The sequence below is a fragment of the Citrobacter sp. Ce119 genome (assembly GCF_030334525.1).
Classification (GTDB): Bacteria; Pseudomonadota; Gammaproteobacteria; order Enterobacterales; family Enterobacteriaceae; genus Citrobacter; species Citrobacter europaeus.
This window is the reverse complement of sequence record NZ_JAOWDR010000059.1, coordinates 210,350-224,981: the sequence shown is the minus strand read 5'-3', so window position 1 is coordinate 224,981 and position 14,632 is coordinate 210,350. Positions and strand designations below refer to the sequence as shown.

The 14,632-nt window shown below is 54.3% G+C and carries 13 protein-coding genes; 4 read left to right on the top strand and 9 right to left on the bottom strand.

The window, feature by feature from the left end; translation table 11 throughout:
• Positions 1-73: 73 nt before the first annotated feature.
• Genes OGV80_RS18085 through OGV80_RS18075 form a run of 3 tightly spaced genes read right to left on the bottom strand, consistent with a single transcriptional unit; the run spans position 74 to position 3,035 of the window.
• The gene (locus OGV80_RS18085; protein ID WP_043015679.1) at positions 74-1,036 is read right to left on the bottom strand and encodes a lysylphosphatidylglycerol synthase domain-containing protein; all 963 of its coding nucleotides are present in this window, start codon (positions 1,034-1,036) and stop codon (positions 74-76) included.
• Positions 1,036-2,277, bottom strand: coding sequence for a cardiolipin synthase ClsB (gene clsB / locus OGV80_RS18080; protein ID WP_043015680.1), 1,242 nt, complete (start codon positions 2,275-2,277; stop codon positions 1,036-1,038). The genes OGV80_RS18085 and clsB overlap by 1 nt, the downstream gene beginning before the upstream one ends.
• Positions 2,274-3,035 (bottom strand): endonuclease/exonuclease/phosphatase family protein, encoded by a 762-nt coding sequence (locus OGV80_RS18075; RefSeq protein WP_047412486.1) that lies wholly within the window; start codon positions 3,033-3,035, stop codon positions 2,274-2,276. The genes clsB and OGV80_RS18075 overlap by 4 nt, the downstream gene beginning before the upstream one ends.
• Positions 3,036-3,166: 131 nt before the next feature.
• Between OGV80_RS18075 and OGV80_RS18070 the strand changes: the two genes are divergently transcribed.
• Positions 3,167-3,577 (top strand): YbhQ family protein, encoded by a 411-nt coding sequence (locus OGV80_RS18070; protein WP_016152353.1) that lies wholly within the window; start codon positions 3,167-3,169, stop codon positions 3,575-3,577.
• On the opposite strand, the gene OGV80_RS18065 is transcribed toward OGV80_RS18070, so the two are convergent.
• The 5 genes from OGV80_RS18065 to cecR are packed head-to-tail and all read right to left on the bottom strand — an operon-like array spanning position 3,539 to position 9,180.
• Positions 3,539-4,645, bottom strand: coding sequence for an ABC transporter permease (locus OGV80_RS18065; protein ID WP_286515444.1), 1,107 nt, complete (start codon positions 4,643-4,645; stop codon positions 3,539-3,541). The two genes, OGV80_RS18070 and OGV80_RS18065, sit on opposite strands and share 39 nt — an antisense overlap.
• Before the next feature lie 10 nt (positions 4,646-4,655).
• The gene (locus OGV80_RS18060) at positions 4,656-5,789 is read right to left on the bottom strand and encodes an ABC transporter permease (protein ID WP_286515443.1); all 1,134 of its coding nucleotides are present in this window, start codon (positions 5,787-5,789) and stop codon (positions 4,656-4,658) included.
• Positions 5,782-7,518, bottom strand: coding sequence for an ATP-binding cassette domain-containing protein (locus OGV80_RS18055; RefSeq protein WP_043015683.1), 1,737 nt, complete (start codon positions 7,516-7,518; stop codon positions 5,782-5,784). Before OGV80_RS18055 ends, OGV80_RS18060 begins: the two co-directional genes overlap by 8 nt.
• Positions 7,511-8,506: a secretion protein HlyD gene (hlyD, locus tag OGV80_RS18050; RefSeq protein WP_047412484.1), complete on the bottom strand. Its 996-nt coding sequence runs from the start codon at positions 8,504-8,506 to the stop codon at positions 7,511-7,513. Before hlyD ends, OGV80_RS18055 begins: the two co-directional genes overlap by 8 nt.
• On the bottom strand, positions 8,503-9,180 hold the full coding sequence (gene cecR / locus OGV80_RS18045; RefSeq protein WP_003035216.1) for a transcriptional regulator CecR: 678 nt from the start codon (positions 9,178-9,180) through the stop codon (positions 8,503-8,505). The genes hlyD and cecR overlap by 4 nt, the downstream gene beginning before the upstream one ends.
• 221 nt (positions 9,181-9,401) lie before the next feature.
• On the opposite strand from cecR, the gene rhlE reads away from it, so the two are divergent.
• Positions 9,402-10,745: an ATP-dependent RNA helicase RhlE gene (rhlE, locus tag OGV80_RS18040; protein WP_043015685.1), complete on the top strand. Its 1,344-nt coding sequence runs from the start codon at positions 9,402-9,404 to the stop codon at positions 10,743-10,745.
• A 67-nt stretch (positions 10,746-10,812) separates the two neighbouring features.
• Here the strand turns inward: rhlE and OGV80_RS18035 are convergent, their stop codons facing one another.
• Positions 10,813-11,547 carry a GntR family transcriptional regulator gene (locus OGV80_RS18035; protein ID WP_200000351.1) on the bottom strand — a complete coding sequence of 245 codons (735 nt, stop codon included), beginning with the start codon at positions 11,545-11,547 and terminating at the stop codon, positions 10,813-10,815.
• A gap of 202 nt (positions 11,548-11,749) precedes the next feature.
• Here OGV80_RS18035 and OGV80_RS18030 point away from each other — a divergent pair, with 202 nt between their 5' ends.
• Together OGV80_RS18030 and OGV80_RS18025 are read left to right on the top strand one after the other, a co-directional pair.
• Complete coding sequence (locus tag OGV80_RS18030) at positions 11,750-13,102, top strand: class-II fumarase/aspartase family protein (RefSeq protein WP_286515442.1); 1,353 nt, start codon at positions 11,750-11,752, stop codon at positions 13,100-13,102.
• Between the two features lie 33 nt (positions 13,103-13,135).
• Positions 13,136-14,557 (top strand): DASS family sodium-coupled anion symporter, encoded by a 1,422-nt coding sequence (locus OGV80_RS18025; protein WP_043015687.1) that lies wholly within the window; start codon positions 13,136-13,138, stop codon positions 14,555-14,557.
• The last annotated feature ends 75 nt before the right edge of the window (positions 14,558-14,632 follow it).

Sequence of the window (14,632 nt, the reverse complement as noted above, 5' to 3'; positions counted from 1 at the left end):
GCGCTGCGCTTATCCGTCCTACAGTTGTGTATCGAAAGTAGGCCGGATAAGGCGTTAAGCCGCATCCGGCAAATCATTTCGCCATCGCCTTCTCGTTTTTTACCCGCAGCTTTTTCGCCCGACTCTCCAGCAGCAAATAACACACCAGCGCCAGCAGTAGCGGAATAAAATAGTACAGCACGCGATACGCGAGCAGCGCGGCAATGATCGTGCCCTGAGACGTGTCCTCTCCTGCCAGCAGCGCCATAAACACCGCCTCCAGCACGCCAATTCCCGCCGGAATATGTACGATAACGCCGGCAATACTGCTCACCAGTAGCACGCCCAGCACGAAGAAATAGTTAATATTCTGACCCAGCAACAACCAGATAATCGCCCCCATTACCATCCAGTTAGCCCCGGATATCGCCATTTGTGCGAGGGCAAATTTCCAGGAGGGTAGCACCAGTTTTTGGCCCTTGATGGTGATGTGGCGATGTTTAGCGAAGGCGCAAAACCACAGATAAACGCCAATTATCAACAGCAGCGCAATGCCTAAGATACGCAGCGTACCTTCATCGATATACCAGTGCGCGGGCAGTTCGACGACGCCGAAAGTAAAAATAAAACCGCCCAGCAGAATATAGCCCAGCCAGTTGGTGGTAATGCTCAGTGAAAAAATTCGGGTAATTGTGCTCCCCGGCAACCCGAGACGCGAGTAGAGCCGATAGCGCATCCCAATACCGCCCACCCAGGTGCTTAACGTCAGGTTGAAGGCGTAACAGATAAACGACACCAGCATGACCTGGCGTTTTGCCAGCTTGTGCCCACAGTAGTAGCGCCCGAGCAGGTCATAACAGCCGTAAAGTAAATAACTGACGATCACCAGCCCCACGGCACTGAGCAGGGCAATCCGGTTATAATCGCGGATTACCGTCCATACTTCCTGCCAGTTGACCTTGCTGGCATAAACGACCAGCAATACGATCACCGCAATAAAAAAAAGCCATGTGAGGATCTTTTTCGCTGACCGCCAGCGTCGGTGGTTTTTTGTCATCAGGTTTTCCCTCCTGCATCCTCAGTTTGTATACGGTCCTGGGTTTCCAGAGCGGGCTGTGCGGGCGGCTCTACCTCGGCCAGAAGCGGGGTATGCGCCGGCAGCCAGCCGACCAGCGCCGGGAAGTGGCGTAAGAAGTGGAAGGCCAGCACGCTCTTTGTCAGGTTCCACCAGGTGCGTTTTGGCAGCATAGATTCGTCAACCCGCTTGCAGTCCTTGGCAATAATGGGATTCAGGTTGTCACGCAGAGTCTGGTTAAATGTGCGGTCATGAATAATCAGATTTGCTTCCAGATTCAGCGACAGGCTCAGCGGATCGAGATTGCTGGAGCCCACCGTCGCCCAGTGATCGTCCATCAGCGCTACTTTGCCATGCAGAGGTTTACGACGGTATTCATAGACATGGACGCCGCCCTTGACCAGATAGTTATACAACAGGCGGGCGCCCACTTTTACAATCGGCATGTCCGGTTCGCCCTGCACGATGAGTTTTACCCGGACGCCGCGCCGCGCTGCTTTACGCAGGGCATGCAGCAGGCGATATCCGGGAAAGAAATAGGCATTGGCGATAATCACTTCCCGCCGGGCCTGGGTCAGCATTTTCAGATAATGGCGTTCAATATCATCGCGATGCTCTTCGTTATCGCGCCAGACAAACAGCGCCTGCGCTTCGCCGGGACGATGATTGTCGATTGCCCGGTGATGACGTCGCCACCAGCGGCGTACGGCGCTTTGCCCGGGCAGGTTTTCCAGTGCAAAATTCAGAATGTCAGCAACGACTGGACCTTCAACGCGCACGGCGTAATCCTGCTTGGCCTCAGGGCCGTAATCAGACATATGTTCAGCGGAGTAATTGATGCCGCCGACAAAGGCAACACGATCATCAATGACCACAATTTTGCGATGCATACGGCGAAAGAGATTGGTGCGCATTCCAAACAAACGTGGACGCGGATCGTAGTAGCGGAAAACAACGCCGGCTACGGTGAGCTCTTCGACAAAACTGTCGCTAAGATCCGGCGAGCCGTAGCCATCCAGCAGCACCTCTGCTTTGATTCCTCGCTGGGCGGCCCCGAGTAGCGCGGCATGCAGCTGTTTTCCGACCGCATCCTCAAACCAGATAAAGGTTTCGAGGATAATTTTTTGCTGTGCCTGCTCAATGGCCTCAAAGACGGCGGGATAAAATTGATCGCCGTTTTCCAGCAGTTGTATTTGATTGCCTTCACGCCAGCCATATTTCATAAATGAATCTCCGCACTCAGGGGGGCATGATCGGACAAATGTCGCCAGTGGCGCAGCGCCAGCGTCGTTGGAGTACTGGCATTGGCGTTTTTCACGTAGATCCTGTCCAGACGCAGCAGGGGAAACTGCACCGGAAAGGTTCGCGCCGGGCGACCGTGGGCGCGGGTAAAAATCTCATCAAGGCCGGCCCTGGCTTTCAACGGGCGATTGGCCGTTTGCCGCCAGTCATTAAAATCTCCGGCGATCACCACGGGCTCCGTGTCGGGCAGGGCGTTGACCCAGTCTGCCAGCATAGCGAGCTGAGCCTGGCGGTGAGCTTCACGTAAACCGAGATGCACGCACATCACATGGATGGGGTGGGAGAGCATTGGCGGTACGATTCGGCAGTAAAGGACCCCGCGCTTTTCACTCGCGCCGACGGAAACATCACGATTTTCATAATGCTCAATGGGATACCGCGACAGCACCGCATTACCGTGATGTCCCTGCGGGTATACGGCGTTACGCCCGTAGGCGAAGTCGCTCCACATCGTGTCCGCCAGAAATTCGTAGTGGCTGGTATCCGGCCAGTTCTCAATATGCAACGAATGAGCTTCGTGCGCGCCCATGACTTCCTGCAGACACACAATGTCTGCACCAACCGTTCTGACAGCCTCCCGTAGCTCAGGCAAAATAAAACGCCGGTTGAAGGCGGTGAACCCTTTGTGAGTATTAATGGTGAGCACATTGAATGAAAATTGAACTCCCGATCCGCTCATGAGCCTCCCGATGGCGTCACTTCCTAAATAAAATAGTGTAGTCGTCGTCACAAAAAGATGCGGTGTTGCGGAATTTTCCGTAAAGTCCGGTACTCTGAACAATTAGTCGAAAATCCTTCAGGAGAATAGCCATGAGGTGGCAACAACGTGTTCGTGTCGCAACGGGTCTAAGTTGCTGGCAGATAGTGTTGCATTTACTGGTAGTGGCGTTGCTGGTAATGGGCTGGATGAGCGGCACGCTGGTGCGCGTCGGCCTGGGATTATGCGTCGTTTACGGCGTAACGGTTTTATTAATGCTGGCCTTGCAACGTCACCATGAACAGCGCTGGCGCGACGTCGCTGACGTGCTGGAAGAGCTGACTACCACGTGGTATTTCGGTGCCGCAATGATCGTACTGTGGCTGCTGTCGCGTGTGTTGCAAAATAACGTCTTGCTGGCACTGGCGGGGCTGGTGATCCTTGCCGGACCCGCCGTGGTCTCGCTGCTGGCGAAAGACAAAAAGCTACATCACCTTGCGTCTAAACATCGCATACGCCGCTGAGCCGGTCGTGGCCGCTATCACTAATAGCGGCCACAAACTTCCCCAGACAATCTGCAGACTCGCATCCTTCAGGTAAATTTGTTTGGTGATGTCCGTAAAATGACGGATTGGGTTTATCCACGTCAGATTCTGCAACCAGACCGGCATGTTTTCGACCGGTGAAACATAGCCCGAGAGTAAAATCGCTGGCATCATAAACACAAACACCCCGATAAATGCCTGCTGCTGGGTGGCGCACAGCGATGAAATCAGCAGACCAAAGCCGACCAGCGACAGCCCGTAAATTACCATCGTGAAATAGAACAACCCCAGTGAACCGGCAAATGGGATGTGATAAGCCCAGATGCCGATCGCCAGCACAATGGTGGCCTGAAAAGTTGCCACAATTAACGCAGGCACCGCTTTGCCGATGAAAATCTGCCAGGTGGTAAGCGGGGAAACCAGCAGTTGATCCAGCGTGCCTTGCTCGCGCTCGCGGGCAACCGAGAGCGAGGTGACGATCATTACGCCGATAGTGGTGATCATGGCGATCAGCGACGGAACCACAAACCATTTATAATCCAGATTCGGGTTATACCAGTTACGCACTACCAGCTCGCTGTTGTTCGGCTTCGGCTTGCCGTCCATCAGCTTCTGCTGATACTCCTTAACGATTTGCTGCAGGTAATTCGCGGCAATTTGCGCGCTGTTGGAGTTACGTCCGTCGAGGATAATTTGCATGGGAGCCTGCTGGAAGGTATCCAGATTACGCGAAAAGTTAGCCGGGAAACGCACCAACAGCAGGGCTTTTTGCGTGTCGATGGTGGGCTGGATCTCCTGCGGACTTTTCAGCAGCAGAACATGCGTAAAGGCGCTGGCGCGGGCGAAGCGCTGGGTGAGCTCCACCGAATGTTTACCGTTATCTTCGTTATAGATAGCGATAGTCGCGTTGGTGACTTCCAGCGTTGCCGCGAACGGGAACAGGATAACCTGAATCAGCACCGGTAAAATCAGAATGGCTCGCGTCTGCGGTTCGCGTAACAGCGATTGCAGCTCTTTGCGAATTAATGTCCATAATCGATGAAACATGCCCGTCCCCTTAATCCAGCCGACGTTTGGTTTTAAGCCACGTCAGGCCGATAAACATTACTGCCGAAGCGATTAAAAACAGCACGTTGACAATCAGCACTACCGGAATATTTCCCGCCAGAAACAGGCTTTGCAGGGTGCTGACGAAATAACGAGCCGGAATAATGTAGGTCACCGCCCGAATAATCGCGGGCATGCTGTCTATCTGGAAGATAAAACCCGACAGCATAATCGAGGGCAGGAAGGCGGCATTCAGCGCGACCTGCGCGGCGTTAAACTGGTTGCGAGTGATGGTGGAAATAAGCAACCCCATGCCGAGCGTACTGAGCAGAAACAGGCTGGTAATAAAAAACAGGATCAGCAACGAGCCACGATAGGGCACGCCAAGAATAAACACCGATACCAGCATACACAGCAGCATCGCCAGCATGCCCAGAAAGTAATAGGGGATCAGTTTGCACAGTAGGAGTTCGACGCGGGTGACTTCGGTAGACAGCAGCGCTTCCATGGTTCCGCGCTCCCATTCGCGTGCCACCACTAATGAGGTGAGGATGGCGCCAATGACCGTCATTATGATGGTTACTGCCCCAGGAATAATAAAGTGCTGGCTGATGGCCGCCGGGTTAAACCAATAGCGGGTCTGCACATCGATCAATGGCTTGAACGATTCTCCACGATCTTCCGCCCGCTGTTGCTGCCAGATTTGCCAGATGCCTTCGACATAACCCTGCACAAAGTTGGCGGTATTCGGCTCACTGCCGTCGGTAATCACCTGGATCGGCGCCACGTCGTTGGGCCGCGCCATCTGCTGGGCGAAATCCACCGGGATCACCACCAGCCCGCGAATGCGCCCGGCCTGCATTTTCTCAATCAGTTCCTGACGGTTATCGCTGATGGTGGCGTCAATATAGGGCGAACCGGTCATAGTATGGGTAAAATCCAGCGCCTCTTCGCTTTGCTGTTCGAGCAAAATCCCTACCCGCAGCTTGCTGGTGTCGAGGTTGATCCCGTAGCCGAAGATAAACAGCAGCAGCAGCGGGATCACCACCGCAATCAGCCAACTGCTGGGATCGCGGACGATCTGGCGCATCTCTTTTACGCACAGCGCACGTACGCGACGCCAGGAGAGAGCGGAGTTACTCATGCGTATGCTCCTTATCCCAGTCATTGATTAGCGTAATAAACGCCTGCTCCATGGTCGGATCCGGCGTGTCGCTGTCGGCAGCCTGAGCTTTCAGGTCGTCCGGCGTACCGCTGGCAATCAGTTTGCCGCGATACACCAACCCGATGCGATCGCAGTATTCCGCCTCATCCATAAAGTGGGTGGTCACCATCACCGTGACGCCTTTTTCCACCATGCTGTTGATATGCAACCAGAACTCGCGGCGGGTGAGGGGATCGACCCCGGAAGTGGGTTCATCAAGGAACAGAATGTCGGGTTCATGCATCAGTGAGCAGGCCAGCGCCAGACGCTGCTTAAAGCCCAGCGGCAATTCGTCGGTGGCGTGGGAGGCGATGCTCTTCAGGCCGAATGCCTCGCTCATACGGTCAATTTTCTCTTTCTGCGCCCGACCGCGCAGGCCGTAGACACCGGAGAAAAAGCGCAGATTCTGTTCAACCGTCAGGTTGCCATACAGGGAGAATTTCTGCGCCATATAGCCCAGATGCTGACGCGCTTTGCCGGAGCTGACTTTCAGATCCATATCCAGCACCAGCGCTTTGCCGGAAGTGGGGACCAGCAGGCCGCACATCATTTTAAACGTGGTAGACTTACCGGCGCCGTTGGGTCCTAACAGACCAAAAATCTCGCCGCGCTGCACGGCAAAGTCTACGTGGTCGGTAGCGGCAAAATCGCCAAATTTCTTGGTCAGCGCTTTGGCCTCGATCACCGTTTCGCCAGGCGTGCCTTCCACGGTATGCAGGATAGCCCCCAGCGGGGACTCTGATGTTCCGGCCCCACCGAGTAAATCGATAAAAGCATCTTCGAAGCGCGGCGCAGTTTCGTTGATGGTTATCTCCGGCATGCCGTCAGCGCGTTGAATCTGCTGAGCTGTAGCCTCTTTTTTCAGGATTAAACGGACTGATTTCCCCTGAATCATCCCATCGCTGACCTGCGGCAGTTTTAATGCGCGTTGCAGCAGCCGGCGGTTGTTTTCCTGCGGACTGCTCATCAGGAAGCTGCGACCTGCCATGGTTTGCGTAAGCTGAGTGGGATCGCCCTGGTATAATAATTCCCCTTCGTTCATCAACAGCACATCACGGCATTGTTCAGCCTCATCCAGATAGGATGTACTCCAGAGGATCAGCATGCCGTCCCCGGCCAGTTCGTGGACCATTTGCCACAGTTCGCGACGGGAAATAGGGTCGACGCCGACGCCTGGCTCATCCAGCAGCAACACTTTGGGTTCGCCGACCAGCGTACAGGCAAGCCCGAGCTTCTGTTTCATGCCACCGGAAAGCTTGCCAGCCAGTCGTCCGGTAAACGGCCCCAGCGAGGTGAATTCCAGTAGCCGGGCAAAGGTTTTTTCTCGCGTTTCACCGGTGACGCTGCGCAAATCAGCATAGAGATTGAGGTTCTCCATGACCGTCAAATCTTCATACAGACCAAATTTCTGCGGCATATAGCCGAGCACTGCATGCAGCGCGCTGTCGTCTCTGATGGGATCAAAACCAATCACCGCAGCACTTCCGGCATCGGGTTTTAACAACCCCGCCAGCATTCGCATCAGCGTAGTTTTGCCCGCGCCGTCGGGTCCGACAAGTCCGGTCACGTAGCCCGCATGGACGGTGCAGTCGAGTGGGGCGACAGCCGGTTTTTCCATTCCGGCAAAGTTTTTCGTCAGCCCTTTAAGCGTAATGACGGCGTCATTCATGCCGTGCCTCATCGGCAAACTTAATTGTTACCGGCATTCCCTGGCGTAGCGCATCGTCCGCGTCGGTGACGACAATTCGCAGTCGATAAACCAGGTCGGTGCGCAGGTCAGGGGTCTCAACCGTTTTCGGCGTAAACTCGGCGGTAGGGGATACGAAGCCGATTTTACCGTGATACGGTTTGTCCGGGCGACCATCGGTATAGAGCTGGATTTCTCGTCCTGGCTGCGCCTGGCTCAGATTTCGTTCGTCAACGTAGGCGCGAACCCATACCGGACGCGTGAGCGACAGCGTCAGTACCGTGCCCCCTTCGTTCAGCATGCTGCCGGGTTCAACCGCACGGGTGAGAAGCGTGCCATCTGACGGCGAGGTCAGCGTGGTGTCATGCAAATTAAGCTCTGCCTGCGCCAGCTCGGCCTGGGCCTGTTCGAGCGCGGCTTTTGCCTGTTCGATGTCCTGTACACGATTACCGCTGCGATATTGCGTGAGCTTATCCTGCGCGGATTTCAGTGAGGCCAGCGCCTGATCCCGTGATGAACGGGCGTTTTCCAGATCGTTGGCGGAAATGGTGCGGCTTTTCCACAATCCTACCTGCCGATTGTAAAAGTTCTGCGCGTAATCATAGGCCGCCTGCGCCTGTTTGACAGCCGCCGCGGTTTGCGCGATCTCTTCTTCGCGATATCCTGCCAGCATCAGATCGTATTGCGCCTGCGCAGCGGCAACATTGGCTTTTGCCTGCATTAATGCGTTTTCATACGGCGCGCGATCCAGTTCGCCCAGCACCTGACCGGCGGTAATCGCATCGCCTTCGTCAACAGCCAGCGAGGCCAGCCTGCCGCCGACGCGAAAACTCAGGTTGACGCTACGGATGTCGACATTGCCGTACAGCGTCAGGCCGTTATCTTGCCGGCTTTGATACCACCACGTTCCACCGGCAATCACGGCAACGAGGGCCGCGATGACCAGCCCGAGAACGACAGGTTTTTTCATGACTCCAGACTCCTTTGCGTTAAACCTTGCAGAATAAGATCGATGTGACAGGTGATCGTTTGGTCAATCAGCGCGGTTTTATCCTCATCAAATTGTGACCAGCCCGTACGCAACAGAATGGTTTCTTTCCCCAGACGAAAGGCCAGCACTTCGCCGAGTATGGCGTGGGTGTGCAGAATCATTTGGGTATCGTTGGCATCGCCGCCGGTATAGGCGGCAATCAGGCGTGTCAGGTGTGTATGCAGCGGATTGATAACCTGGTCGTGCACCAGTTGATAAGCCGCGGTGGGGGAAAGCTGTTCACGCGAGATAAATTTGCTCAGGTTAACGGTGTCGTCCTGAGTTAACAGCATGATCATATTTTTGCAGGCGCGCAGGATCAGTTCGCGCATCGCGCCGCGATCAGGCTCCGGCTGCGCAAACAGACGCTCGGCTTCTTCAGCGTGCGGGCGAAACTGTGAGCCGATAAAATCTGCAATCCACTGGGCGCAGGCGAGATATAAATCCTCTTTTGAGCCAAAATAGTAGGTGATGGCCGCAATATTTTGCCCGGCCTGAGCGGCGATATCGCGCGTGGTGGCATGTAGACCATACTCGCCAAACTGCGCCAGCGCGGCGGCAATGAGCTGATTTTTCGCCTGTTCACCTTTGGTTGTCATGGTGGGTGTATTCATGGCACAACTCTAATCTTAATCAATCGATTGATTAAGATTATGACTGATGTGCAACCTTGTCCAGTCCAGACCGTTATTTTCCTGCACAGGGATAATTTATGCGGCACATCACAAAAACTGCTACACTCCGCCCCTTCATGACATTGTGGTTTTTGTCATCTCTATTATATGTATCTCCCTGAAAACGACACCGGTAACGGTCAGGGTGGTTCGGAGTTGTTATGTCTTTTGATTCCCTTGGTTTAAACCCTGATATTTTACGTGCCGTTGCCGAGCAGGGTTACCGTGAACCTACCCCTATTCAGCAGCAGGCGATCCCTGCCGTGCTGGAAGGCCGCGATCTGATGGCCAGCGCCCAGACCGGCACGGGGAAAACGGCAGGTTTTACCCTGCCGCTGTTGCAGCACCTGATTACTCATCAGCCGCATGGTAAAAGCCGTCGTCCGGTTCGTGCGCTGATCCTTACGCCAACCCGCGAACTGGCAGCCCAGATTGGCGAAAACGTCCGTGATTACAGTAAGTATCTGAATATTCGCTCGCTGGTGGTTTTCGGCGGCGTCAGTATTAACCCGCAGATGATGAAGCTGCGTGGCGGCGTGGATGTGCTGATTGCCACTCCGGGTCGTTTGCTCGATCTGGAGCACCAGAATGCGGTGAAACTGGATCAGGTTGAAATCCTGGTGCTGGATGAAGCTGACCGCATGCTGGATATGGGCTTTATTCACGACATTCGTCGCGTTCTGGCGAAATTGCCGGCAAAACGTCAGAACCTGCTGTTCTCAGCCACGTTCTCTGACGATATCAAGTCGCTGGCCGAAAAGCTGCTGCACAATCCGCTGGAAATCGAAGTGGCGCGTCGTAATACCGCGTCCGAGCAGGTGACTCAGCACGTTCATTTCGTCGATAAGAAGCGTAAACGCGAACTGTTGTCGCAGATGATAGGTCAGGGCAACTGGCAGCAGGTGCTGGTGTTTACCCGTACCAAACACGGTGCGAACCATCTGGCGGAACAGCTGAATAAAGACGGTATCCGCAGCGCGGCGATCCACGGTAACAAATCTCAGGGAGCGCGTACGCGTGCGCTGGCTGATTTTAAATCCGGTGATATTCGCGTGCTGGTGGCGACCGACATTGCCGCGCGCGGCCTGGACATTGAAGAATTGCCGCATGTGGTGAACTACGAGTTGCCAAACGTCCCGGAAGATTACGTGCACCGTATTGGTCGTACCGGTCGTGCGGCCGCTACTGGCGAAGCGTTGTCTCTGGTGTGCGTCGATGAACATAAGCTGTTGCGCGACATCGAGAAGCTGCTGAAAAAAGAGATCCCGCGTATTGCAACGCCAGGCTATGAGCCAGACCCGTCCATCAAAGCCGAGCCGATCCAGAATGGTCGCCAGCAGCGTGGCGGCGGCGGCCGTGGTCAGGGTGGAGCAGGGCGTGGCCAACAGCCGCGTCGTCAGGATGGCGGTGCGCCAAAAGCGAAACCGCGTAGCGGCGAAGGCAAACCGGCAGGCGACAAGCCTCGTCCACCGCGCCGTCCGCGCAAACCTTCTACAGCGCAGTAATTCCCTTACTGTATGGCTGTATAAACACGCTATCCGGTCTACACACTGTGTAAGCCGGATAGGTCAATCACTCCCCCGAATTTTGCGATTTCAGCACGATCGAGCAGGTATATCGTCCTGCCGGGTGAATCGAAATCGTCGTCTCAAATACTTTCCCGTTCCTGTCCAGATAACGACGCACAATTCTCATCGCTGGCGAATCAGGCGCTACATTGAGAATCTTTGCCACCTTTTTGGGCACTCCGACAGCCGTAATTGTCTGATGCACCTCATGACTTTTGATACCGTAATGCGTTTCGATCAAATCGCTGATTAATGAGTGTGGATCGTCACGGATGTACGTGCGCAACTTGGCGTAATCCGTGCTGGCATAGCTGTCCGTCCAGCAGATTGGCGCGTCGGGGTTGTGCGCATCTTCGCGAGTGCTGGCAATGTGCAGCCATCGAGAACCTGGCGGGCAGCCAATCATCTGGGACAACTCTATGTCCGCCACAATCTCATCGATTTTCTTGATGACGCGCAGATTGTTTTTGGCCAGCAGCAACAGATCCTCAAGATGCGATAGCGGGTGATTGACGCCGTTCGCCTTAGGTTCGCAAACGCGAGTACCCGCACCTTTACGCCGTGAAATCAGACCTTGCTCTGTTAATTCCCTTAACGCCTCACGCATGGTGTGGCGGCTGACCTGCCATGTTTCGCACAGTTCCATTTCCGTAGGAAACAGCGAGCCGGGGGCGAAGGTTCCCACCGCAATTTGCTGCGCCAGTTCACGTGCTATTCGCTTGTACAGAGATTCTTTCATCGCAGTTTCATCAAAATATTAGTGATCTTTATCACGAAAATTTGTACGGACTATTCCCTACATTTCTTATGAATACTATAAATGTCCGTACATTTAAATGTACGGACATTTTGTTATGTCTGGACATTATGGCGACGTTTGGACATTCAACAAACTGCCGTAAACACGCATCTTATCATTATCAGATTTTCCAGGGGGATTTATGGCTTCGAATGTACTTGATTCTGTTCTGTTCAGGGATTCTTTCGGTACACCGGCGATGCGCGCGGTGTTTGACGATCGCGAACTGGTGCGCAAATACGTGGAAGTGGAAGTGGCATTAGCCAAAGCCCAGGCACGCTGCGGTGTGATACCCGAGGCTGCGGCGCTGGAAATTGCTGAAAAATGTAATGCCGACACGCTCGATTTCGATTTATTGCGCCACGAAACCGAAATCGTGGGTTATCCGATCCTACCGCTGGTCCACCAGATTTCTAAACAGGCTGGCGAGTCCGGCGGTTATGTGCACTGGGGGGCAACCACTCAGGACATTATGGACACCGCAGTAGTGCTGCAAATTCGTGATGCTTTTGCGCTCATTGAATCCGATATGGACAAACTCCGCGCCACGCTGGCCGATCTTTCACGCCGCTACCGTGATACGCCGATGGCCGGGAGAACCCATTTACAACAGGCTTTGCCGGTGACATTCGGTTACAAAGCGGCCATCTGGCTGGATATGTTTGAACGCCACGCGGAACGTCTTACCCAGGCGCGTCCTCGTGTATTGGTTGGCGAATTTGCGGGGGCGGCCGGTACGCTGGCATCGCTGGGGGATAAAGGGCTGGCGGTACAAAAAGCGATGATGGAAGAGCTTGGTCTGAATGTTCCAACCTCCACCTGGCACGTCGCGCGTGATGGTTTTGCCGAAGCGGTGAACCTGTTAGCGGTGATTACCGGGTCGCTGGGTAAGATTGCCTACGACGTAATGCTGCTGGCAGCTAACGAGTTTGGTGAGCTGTATGAGCCGTTTGTTAAAGGGCGTGGCGCCAGCAGTACCATGCCGCAGAAACGCAACCCTATTTCCAGCGAGCTGATGCTGGCCTGTGCCAAAGGTGTTCGCCAACAGGCAGGGTTGATGCTTGATGCGATGGTACAAGATCTGGAGCGTGCAACCGGGCCGTGGCATGCCGAATGGATTGCCATCCCGGAAAGTTTCGTTCTCAGCGCGGGGGCGTTGCATCAGGCCAATTTTATGCTGGCGGGGCTGGTGGTCGATGAAGCGGCGATGAAACGTAACCTCGGTATGACCAACGGATTGATTGTAGCTGAGGCAGTCATGATGGGATTGGCCCCGTACATCGGTCGTCAGGATGCACATGACGTGGTGTACGACGCCTGCCGTATCGTCAACGAACAGGGTGGGCGATTGGCTGATGTGCTGAATGCGATGCCCTCTGTCTCTGAACGACTGGACCCACAGTTGATTGAAAAACTGACCGACCCGGCAAATTACCTTGGAATGGCACCGGCGATGGTGGATCAGGTATTAGCAAGATATATGTCGCGGAAATGAACGTTCTCGGGCTAATGGAATAAGGATATTTTTATGTCAACGAATTCTGTCACGGGAAAATCCATTCTGTCGTTCCTGATACCGCTGGCGATAGGCGCGATCGTTTGGTTTTATCCCGTACCTGATGGTCTGACGCCTCAGGCCTGGCATATGTTCGCGATATTTGCCGCGACCATTGCCGCCATTCTTACTCAGCCGCTCCCTTCGGGGGCGGTGATGTTGGTTGCACTTTGTGTGGTTATTTTCACCAAAACATTACCAGAGGCAAAGGCGCTGTCAGGGTTTGCGTCCGGTACGGTATGGCTCATTTTCTGTGCTTACGTCTTGTCTCTGGGGTTTGTAACGTCAGGACTGGGGAAACGTATCGCGTATAAAATGTTATCGCTCTTTGGTGGTAGCAGCCTGGGTATCGCTTACTCACTGGGGGTTTCCGATCTGATTATGGCCCCGGCAATGCCGTCAGTAACCGCGCGGTCCGGGGGCATTATTTTTCCCATCACTCGTTCCATCAATGATGTATTGGGTTCCGCTCCAGGGGTTACTGGCAAGCGCATTGGCGATTTCTTAACCATGGTGTGCTTCCAGTTTACGCCGATTACCGGGGCGATTTTCCTCACCGGGATGGCGGCGAATCCGCTGGTAGCCAGTCTGGCTAAATCGTCATTGGGTATAGAGATAACCTGGGGCGGATGGTTTATTTCCGCAGTGGTTCCTGCGATGGTCTGTTTCTGCCTGATGCCACTTCTGGTTTACAAGTTATTGGATCCCGAGCTTAAGCGTACGCCAGAGGCAAAAGCGATGGGTAAGCAGGCGCTCGGTGAACTCGGTTCGATGAGCAGCAATGAGAAAAAGGTTGCGTTTGGGTTTGTGCTGGCGCTGGTTGGCTGGGGCACTAGCTTGATTACTGGATTGTCTGCCACATCTGTCGGACTGGGGCTGGCTGCTTATCTGTTCGCCTCGGGTGCCGTTAGCTGGAAAAGCCTGCTTAATGACCATGCGGCATGGGATACGGTAATCTGGTTTAGCGTTATAATTAGTCTGGCGACCGGACTTGCCGATCTGGGCTTTATTAAATGGATGACCGTAAAGCTAGGCAGCGGTATTCAAGGGTTTGGCGCGATCGAGTCCTTTATTGTCCTGGGGATCCTTTACATTTACGTCCATTATCTCTTTGCTACGGCTACCGGGCACGTGGCTGCGCTGTATGCCCCTTTCGCGGCCACGGCGATCGCTGCAGGTGCGCCGCCGATGATGGTCGCTATTTGCTTCGGTATCTTTAGTAACCTGATGTGGGGGAATACCGAGTATGGCGGCGGACCTGGCCCTATTTATTTTGCCCAGGGCTATTTTGAACGGCCGCGCTTTTACAAGATTAACCTCTGTGTGGTGACGGCAAATGTGATCATCATTTTTGCCGTGGGCATGCTGTGGTGGAAGCTGCTGGGGTACTATTAATCGACACGTTTATTCGGCCTGCAATGAACCTGGCTGTAGGCCGGATAGCATGTAAGCCGCCATCCGGAAATTTAA

Coding starts and splice junctions, on each gene's coding strand:
- OGV80_RS18085 (WP_043015679.1), bottom strand. CDS start 1,036: ATGACAAAAAACCACCGACGCTGGCGGTCAGCGAAAAAGATCCTCACA.
- clsB (WP_043015680.1), bottom strand. CDS start 2,277: ATGAAATATGGCTGGCGTGAAGGCAATCAAATACAACTGCTGGAAAAC.
- OGV80_RS18075 (WP_047412486.1), bottom strand. CDS start 3,035: ATGAGCGGATCGGGAGTTCAATTTTCATTCAATGTGCTCACCATTAAT.
- OGV80_RS18070 (WP_016152353.1), top strand. CDS start 3,167: ATGAGGTGGCAACAACGTGTTCGTGTCGCAACGGGTCTAAGTTGCTGG.
- OGV80_RS18065 (WP_286515444.1), bottom strand. CDS start 4,645: ATGTTTCATCGATTATGGACATTAATTCGCAAAGAGCTGCAATCGCTG.
- OGV80_RS18060 (WP_286515443.1), bottom strand. CDS start 5,789: ATGAGTAACTCCGCTCTCTCCTGGCGTCGCGTACGTGCGCTGTGCGTA.
- OGV80_RS18055 (WP_043015683.1), bottom strand. CDS start 7,518: ATGAATGACGCCGTCATTACGCTTAAAGGGCTGACGAAAAACTTTGCC.
- hlyD (WP_047412484.1), bottom strand. CDS start 8,506: ATGAAAAAACCTGTCGTTCTCGGGCTGGTCATCGCGGCCCTCGTTGCC.
- cecR (WP_003035216.1), bottom strand. CDS start 9,180: ATGAATACACCCACCATGACAACCAAAGGTGAACAGGCGAAAAATCAG.
- rhlE (WP_043015685.1), top strand. CDS start 9,402: ATGTCTTTTGATTCCCTTGGTTTAAACCCTGATATTTTACGTGCCGTT.
- OGV80_RS18035 (WP_200000351.1), bottom strand. CDS start 11,547: ATGAAAGAATCTCTGTACAAGCGAATAGCACGTGAACTGGCGCAGCAA.
- OGV80_RS18030 (WP_286515442.1), top strand. CDS start 11,750: ATGGCTTCGAATGTACTTGATTCTGTTCTGTTCAGGGATTCTTTCGGT.
- OGV80_RS18025 (WP_043015687.1), top strand. CDS start 13,136: ATGTCAACGAATTCTGTCACGGGAAAATCCATTCTGTCGTTCCTGATA.